This is a genomic window from Mycobacterium sp., assembly GCF_049280035.1.
GTDB lineage: Bacteria > Actinomycetota > Actinomycetes > Mycobacteriales > Mycobacteriaceae > Mycobacterium.
On record NZ_JBAPPI010000441.1, the window covers coordinates 1 to 7450 of the forward strand.

General features: G+C 64.6%; 6 protein-coding genes and 1 pseudogene. 6 read left to right on the top strand and 1 reads right to left on the bottom strand.

Annotated elements, in window-relative coordinates:
- From WAN71_RS14585 to secA, 3 genes are all read left to right on the top strand, one after another.
- The coding region (locus WAN71_RS14585; protein ID WP_422226014.1) for a ComF family protein at positions 1–250 on the top strand (250 nt) is incomplete at its 5' end.
- Positions 251–519: 269 nt separating this feature from the next.
- Entirely contained in the window at positions 520–1212 is a 693-nt protein-coding gene (gene hpf / locus WAN71_RS14590) for a ribosome hibernation-promoting factor, HPF/YfiA family (protein WP_422226015.1), read from the top strand.
- Between the two features lie 73 nt (positions 1213–1285).
- Positions 1286–4135 carry a preprotein translocase subunit SecA gene (secA, locus tag WAN71_RS14595; protein ID WP_422226016.1) on the top strand — a complete coding sequence of 950 codons (2850 nt, stop codon included), beginning with the start codon at positions 1286–1288 and terminating at the stop codon, positions 4133–4135.
- A 29-nt stretch (positions 4136–4164) separates the two neighbouring features.
- Here the strand turns inward: secA and WAN71_RS14600 are convergent, their stop codons facing one another.
- On the bottom strand, positions 4165–4659 hold the full coding sequence (locus WAN71_RS14600; protein ID WP_422226017.1) for an Rv3235 family protein: 495 nt from the start codon (positions 4657–4659) through the stop codon (positions 4165–4167).
- Between the two features lie 236 nt (positions 4660–4895).
- Between WAN71_RS14600 and WAN71_RS14605 the strand changes: the two are divergent.
- From WAN71_RS14605 to WAN71_RS14615, 3 genes and pseudogenes are all read left to right on the top strand, one after another.
- Positions 4896–6302: pseudogene (locus WAN71_RS14605) on the top strand (WS/DGAT/MGAT family O-acyltransferase).
- A 134-nt stretch (positions 6303–6436) separates the two neighbouring features.
- Positions 6437–7234, top strand: coding sequence for a polyphosphate kinase 2 (gene ppk2, locus WAN71_RS14610; protein WP_422226018.1), 798 nt, complete (start codon positions 6437–6439; stop codon positions 7232–7234).
- Between the two features lie 11 nt (positions 7235–7245).
- Positions 7246–7450, top strand: a 205-nt coding sequence (locus WAN71_RS14615; protein WP_422226019.1) for a DUF6912 family protein, incomplete at its 3' end; no start/stop codon positions are given.

A 7450-nucleotide genomic window follows, 5' to 3' on the forward strand; every position in this document is an offset into this window, starting at 1 on the left:
GCACATCTCCGTGGTCCGGGCGCTGCGGATGAAGGCGCTGGCCCGCGACTCGGCCGGTCTGGGCAGTGCGGCCCGCGAGCGCAATATTGCCGGACGGGTGCTGCTGACCAGTCGACGCCTTCCGGCCGATCACGAAGTACTGATCGTCGACGACATCGTCACGACCGGCGCGACCGCCCGTGAGTCGGTCCGCGTCCTGCAAACCGCCGGAGTGCGGGTGTGCGCTGTGCTGACGCTAGCTGCCGCGTGAGGGTACGTGAAGAACTTGCAACAGGTAGGTCAAAACACTGGAACTTCCCCCTGAACACGGTCTACCGTCGGGATCAAGCAACCATGAACGCCTTGAGGTGGCGCAGCTGAGGTAAAGCGAGGCGCCACGGCTCCGAAGACGGCAGGGGGTGAGTTCTCGACACCTTGCACCGGCGGGCGGCCAGAGCACGACCATCACCCCGTCGGCGTGTGTACCTGGAAGCCGGGCACGCTTCGTGCGTGCAACGCGAGAGAAACGAGTTGTCAAGTATGTCAAGGCAAACCGTGGAATTCGATCAGCTGGTAGCCGAACTACCGGCAGCAGCCGACGAGCCGGACGAATCGACACCGCACGCCGAGGTCGTCGTCAAGGGTCGCAACGTCGAGATACCCGACCACTTCCGCATCTACGTCTCGCAAAAGCTCGCCCGCCTGGAGAGATTCGACCGGACTGTCTATTTGTTCGATGTCGAGCTCGACCACGAACGCAACCGCCGCCAACGCAAGTCCTGTCAACATGTCGAGATCACCGCTCGCGGCCGTGGGCCGGTGGTCCGCGGCGAGGCCTGCGCAAACAGCTTCTATGCCGCATTCGAATCCGCGGTCGCCCGGCTGGAAAGCCGGCTGCGTCGCGTCAAGGACCGCCGCAAAGTCCACTACGGCGACAAGACTCCAGTCTCGTTGGCCGCGGCGACTGCCATTGTGCCGCCCGAGCCGGCTTTCGACACCGAAGCCGCGGGGCCGGACCACGACGGTGGCCCCTCAGATAATGGACACCACGAGCCGGGTCGGGTGGTGCGAACCAAGGAACACACCGCCGAGCCGATGTCGGTGGACGACGCGCTCTACGAGATGGAGCTGGTCGGCCACGACTTTTTCCTGTTCTACGACAAGCAGACCGAACGGCCGTCGGTGGTCTACCGTCGGCACGCTTACGACTACGGCCTCATCCGCCTGGCCTGACGCGAACGGCTAATGCCTGCTCGTCGCCTAGGATGGGGGACGCCAAAGACTCCGATCCGTAGGGGACAAAGCTGTGCTGGATAAGTTACTGCGCCTTGGTGAAGGTCGCACGGTCAAGCGCCTCAAGCGAGTGGCCGACTATGTCAACACCTTGTCCGACGACGTCGCGAAACTGACCGACGCCCAACTGCGGGCCAAGACCGACGAGTTCAAAAAGCGGCACGCCGACGGGGAAAGCCTCGATGACCTGCTGCCCGAGGCGTTTGCGGTGGCCCGCGAAGCGGCCTGGCGGGTACTGGACCAGCGCCCCTTCGACGTGCAGGTGATGGGCGGTGCGGCGCTGCACTTCGGCAACGTCGCCGAGATGAAGACCGGTGAAGGCAAGACGCTGACTTCTGTTTTGCCGGCCTACCTCAACGGCATCGGCGGCAAGGGCGTGCACATCATCACCGTGAACGACTACCTGGCTAAACGCGACAGCGAGTGGATGGGCCGGGTGCACCGCTTCCTGGGCCTGGACGTCGGGGTGATCCTCGCTCAGATGACACCCGACGAGCGGCGCGTGGCCTACAACGCCGACATCACCTACGGCACCAACAACGAGTTCGGTTTCGACTACCTGCGCGACAACATGGCCCATTCGCTGGAAGAGTGCGTCCAGCGCGGCCACAACTTCGGGATCGTCGACGAGGTCGACTCGATCCTGATCGACGAAGCCCGCACCCCGCTGATCATTTCCGGTCCAGCCGACGGTGCCTCCAACTGGTACAGCGAGTTCGCCCGGTTGGCGCCGCTGATGGAAAAAGACGTCCACTACGAGATCGACCTGCGCAAGCGCACCGTCGGCGTGCACGAGCTTGGCGTGGAATTCGTCGAGGACCAGCTCGGTATCGACAACCTCTACGAGGCCGCCAACTCACCGCTGGTCAGCTACCTGAACAACTCCCTGAAAGCCAAGGAGCTGTTCGCCCGCGACAAGGACTACATCGTGCGCGACGGCGAGGTGCTGATCGTCGACGAGTTCACCGGCCGGGTGTTGATCGGGCGGCGCTACAACGAGGGCATGCACCAGGCCATCGAGGCCAAAGAGCACGTCGAGATCAAGGCCGAGAATCAGACGCTGGCCACGATCACGCTGCAGAACTACTTCCGGCTCTACGAGAAGCTCGCCGGCATGACCGGTACCGCGCAAACCGAGGCCGCCGAGCTGCACGAGATCTACAAGCTCGGCGTCGTCAGCATCCCGACGAACAAGCCGATGATCCGCGGCGACCAGTCCGACCTCATCTACAAGACCGAGGAAGCCAAGTACATCGCGGTCGTCGACGACGTCAGCGAGCGCTACGAGCAAGGCCAGCCGGTGCTGATCGGTACCACTAGCGTGGAGCGATCGGAGTACCTGTCGCGCCAATTCCAGAAGAGGCGCATCCCGCACAACGTCCTCAACGCCAAGTACCACGAGCAAGAGGCCGGCATCATCGCCGAGGCCGGCCGGCGCGGCGCCATCACGGTCGCCACCAACATGGCCGGCCGCGGCACCGACATCGTGCTGGGCGGCAACGTCGACTTTCTCACCGATCTGCGGCTGCGCGCCCGCGGCCTCGACCCGGTGGAGACACCCGACGAGTACGACGAGGCCTGGCACGAAGAGCTGCCTGTGGTCAAGGCCGAGGCCGCCGAGGAGGCCAAGGAAGTGATCGAGGCCGGCGGGCTGTACGTGCTGGGTACCGAGCGGCACGAGTCGCGGCGCATCGACAACCAGCTGCGCGGCCGCTCCGGTCGCCAGGGCGACCCCGGTGAGTCGCGCTTCTACCTGTCGCTAGGCGACGAGTTGATGCGCCGCTTCAACGGCGCGGCGCTGGAAACGCTGCTGACCCGGCTCAACCTGCCCGACGACGTGCCCATCGAAGCCAAGATGGTGACCCGCGCGATCAAGAGCGCGCAGACCCAGGTCGAGCAGCAGAACTTCGAGGTCCGCAAGAACGTCCTCAAATACGACGAGGTGATGAACCAGCAGCGCAAGGTCATCTACGAGGAGCGCCGCCGCATCCTCGAAGGCGAGAATCTGCAGCAGCAAGCACACGACATGCTCGTCGACGTGATCACCGCCTACGTCGACGGGGCAACCGCCGAGGGTTACTCCGAGGACTGGGACCTGGAGAAGCTCTGGGAGGCGCTGAAAACGCTGTATCCGGTCGAGATCGACCACAAAGACCTGATCGACTCCGAGGCGATCGGTGAGCCCGGTGAGCTCACCCGTGAGGAACTGCTCGACGCGTTGATCGAAGACGCCGAACGCGCTTACGCGGTGCGGGAGGCCGAGCTCGAGGAGCTCGCCGGCGAGGGCGCGATGCGCCAGCTGGAACGCAACGTGTTGCTCAACGTCATCGACCGCAAGTGGCGTGAGCATCTCTACGAGATGGACTACCTCAAAGAGGGCATCGGGCTGCGCGCGATGGCGCAGCGCGATCCACTGGTGGAGTACCAGCGTGAGGGCTTCGACATGTTCACCGGCATGCTCGAGGGCCTCAAGGAAGAGTCGGTCGGCTTCTTGTTCAACGTCTCGGTCGAGGCGGTACCGGCCCCGCAGGTGTCTCCGGTCTTGGAGATAGGGGAGGAGCCGGAGGACCTGGCGGAGTTCGCCACCGCCGCCGCGGCCAGCGCACAGCAGCGGGCCACTAGCGGGTCAGCCGGATCGGCCGGGGCGCATGAACCGGCAACTGCGTTGCGCGCCAAAGGAATTCAGACTGAATCTGCTGAATTAACATATTCCGGGCCCGCCGAGGATGGTTCTGCGCAAGTGCAGGGCAACGGTGACGCACAGAAGACGGCGGCCGGAGCCGGCGGCAGTCGACGTGAGCGCCGCGAGGCCGCGCGCCGGCAGGGTCGCCATGCCAAGCCGAGATCCGCCAAAGGGCGGTAGGAGTCGGGCAATCCAACCTCTCGCCGGGGTCAACCGATGTGCAGGGCGACCACCTGCCAGCGTCCGCCCGCGACCCGTTCGATGCGGCAGGCGATGGCGTGGATGCGGCGCCCGCGGCGATAGCTCCCGAATACCTCGGCCGCGGCGGCCCGGTCCGGGGCGCCCACCGCCTGCAGCCGCAACCGGCACAACACCGCCGCCGCGCCATCATCGGCCGCAAGCCGGCCGGTCGTGAACCGATTGGCGCGCAGCACAGAGTCGACGAGGCCGGCGGCCAGCAGCCCGTGTAGCTGCGCAACCGGGCGGCGACGGTCAAGGACTTCCAGTACCCGACGCAGCGCGGCGTCGGCGAAGCACGCCGCCTGCCGCATCGGCGCGGACATTGTCGACGATCCGCCGGCCGCCGCGGGCCGATTAGAATGTCGTTGCTGCACACGCGTATTGGGCCGCCGCAGCGCTGTGGGTGAGGGTGGCCGGCATTGCCGGACATCGCGCGCCGGCGGTTCATAATCGACGACGGGCATGACGGTGAACGCGTCACGGTCGGATGGGCTGGGGCTGGTCAACACTGCACTCTCCCAATGCTTACGAAGGGGCCGAAAAAGTAGGCCTGCGGGAGAGTGGCAGACGACTGTGATGATCATTGCACAATCGGCGCGGCCGCGTACCCGCGCTGCGGCTCGCCCGCACGGCCGGTTACCGTGAGCGGCAGATCGGTCGGTTCGGTGAATTCGCAAGGGATTGCAAGGGGAGAGGCGACGTGGCGAGGTTGTCCACTTCGGACGCGTCGTTCTATGACCTGGAGAACACCGCCACCCCGCTGTATGTGGGCTCGCTGTCGATTCTGCGGCAGCCGCGCGCCGGGCTGAGCTACGAGGCGTTGCTGGCCACCGTTGAGCAGCGGCTGCCACAGGTACCGCGCTACCGGCAGAAAGTCCGCGAAGTGACCTTGGGCCTAGCCCGGCCGGTGTGGATCGACGACCGCGATTTCGACATCACCTATCACGTTCGGCGCTCGGCGCTGCCGTCTCCGGGCAGCGACGAGCAACTGCACGAACTGATCGGCCGGCTGGCTGCGCGACCGCTGGACAAGTCCCGGCCGCTCTGGGAGATGTACTTGGTGGAGGGCCTGGCCAAAAATCACCTCGCCCTTTACACCAAGTCGCACCAGTCGCTGATCAACGGAATGGGCGCGGTGGAGATGAGCCACGTCATCGCCGACCGCAGCCGCCGTCCGCCGCCGTTCGTCGAGGACATCTGGGTCCCGGCCCGCGAGCCGGGCACCACGCGGCTGTTGTTGGGCGCCGTCGGCGACTGGGCCACCCGCCCCCGGGGGCAGCTGCGTGCGGTCCGGACCGGAATCACCGAGCTGGCGACCCATTCCGGTCAGCTCATCGAGGTCGGTCGACGGATGTTGGACGTCGCCCGCACGCTTGCGCGGGGCACTGCGCCCAGCAGCCCGCTGAACACCAGGGTCTCGCGCAACCGGCGGTTCACGGTTGCCCGTTGACGTCTTGATGACTACCGGGCCATTCGAGCGCGCTACAACTGCGACGTCAACGATGTCGTGCTGGCGGTGATCACCGGCGCGCTGCGTAACTGGCTGTTGTCCCGCGGCGAGGCGGCGGCACCAACCGCAACGGTGCGGGCGATGGCGCCCTTGCCGGTCTACGTCGACGAGACATTCGACTCGTCGGGCCGGGCGCGGGCGATCAGCCAGGTAGCGCCCTTTCTGGTCGATCTGCCGGTAGGGGAGGGCAACGCGGTTGTGCGGCTGTCGCAGATCGCGCACGCCACCGAAACCAACCCGACCGCGGCCAGCCTGGTCGATGCCCGAACCATCGTGACGTTGTCGGGTTTTGCGCCGCCGACACTGCACGCCATGGGTATTCGGGTCGCCACCGGCCTGTCGGCGCGGTTGTTCAACCTGTTGATCACCAATGCGCCGGGCGCACAGTCGCAGATGTATGTGGCCGGTGCAAAGTTGTTGGAGAGCTATGCAGTACCGCCGCTGCTCAATAACCAAGTGCTGGCCATCGGCGTGACCTCTTACAACGGCACGTTGTATTTCGGCATCAACGCTGACCGGGATGCGATGAGCGATGTCGACGTGCTACCGGTGCTGTTGGCCGAATCGCTGGATGAATTGCTGGAAGCCGCGCAATAGAGCTGCATTCGCTAGTGGAAAGCCCGCTTGCGGACCTAACATTTGATGGTGTGAGCACCGGATCTGCCACCGATAAGTCGGCGAAGGCAAAGCAACCGAAGAAGCGAAAGTCGCCGAAGACTTCACCGCCGACGATCCCTAACGCGGTGTATGAAGCCGAATTGTTCCGGTTGCAAACGGAATTCGTCAAACTTCAAGAGTGGGTGCGGTTTTCCGGCGCCCGGATCGTGGTGATTTTCGAAGGCCGTGACGGGGCGGGCAAGGGCGGCACGATCAAAAGAATCACCGAATATCTCAATCCGCGCGTCGCCCGGATCGCAGCGTTGCCCGCGCCGACCGATCGGGAACGCGGGCAGTGGTACTACCAGCGGTATATCGCGCATCTGCCCGCCAAAGGGGAGATCGTGCTCTTCGACCGGTCGTGGTACAACCGTGCCGGCGTCGAGAAAGTCATGGGTTTTTGCACACCGCAAGAGCATGCGCTGTTCCTGCGGCAGACACCGATCTTCGAACAGATGCTCATCGAAGAAGGGATCCTGCTGCGGAAGTACTGGTTTTCGGTCTCCGAGGATGAGCAGCTGCGTCGATTTAGAGCGAGGCGCAATGATCCTGTGCGGCAATGGAAACTCAGCCCGATGGATCTGGAATCGTTGTATCGGTGGGAGGACTATTCACGTGCCAAAGACGAGATGATGGTGCACACCGATACGCCGGGTAGCCCGTGGTATGTCGTGGAATCAGATGTCAAGAAACATGCTCGGCTCAATATGATGGCACATCTGTTGTCCACCATTGACTATCGCGACGTGAAGAAACCGAAGGTGAAACTGCCCGCCCGTCCGGTGGTCAGCGACAACTATCAGCGGCCACCTCGCGAGCTGTCGACCTACGTAGACGACTATGTGTCAACGTTGACGGCCCCTACTGAGTGACCGCTTCGAAGATGCAGATCTACGTGCCGGTAACCCTGCCCATGCTGGGGCAACTCGTCGCCGATGGTTCGTTGTTGCCGGTGAACGGCACCGCGTTCGCGGTGACGCCGAGACTGCGGGAGGCCTACGCGCACGGCGACGACGACGAGCTCGGCGAAGTCGCGCTGCGCGAGGCGGCGCTGGCCTCGCTGCGGCTGCTGGCCGCCGCCGCCGACG

Bases quoted from the DNA above. Each gene is read 5' to 3' on its own strand.
- hpf (WP_422226015.1), top strand. From the start codon at position 520: ATGTCAAGGCAAACCGTGGAATTCGATCAGCTGGTAGCCGAACTACCG.
- WAN71_RS14600 (WP_422226017.1), bottom strand. From the start codon at position 4,659: ATGCCCGTCGTCGATTATGAACCGCCGGCGCGCGATGTCCGGCAATGC.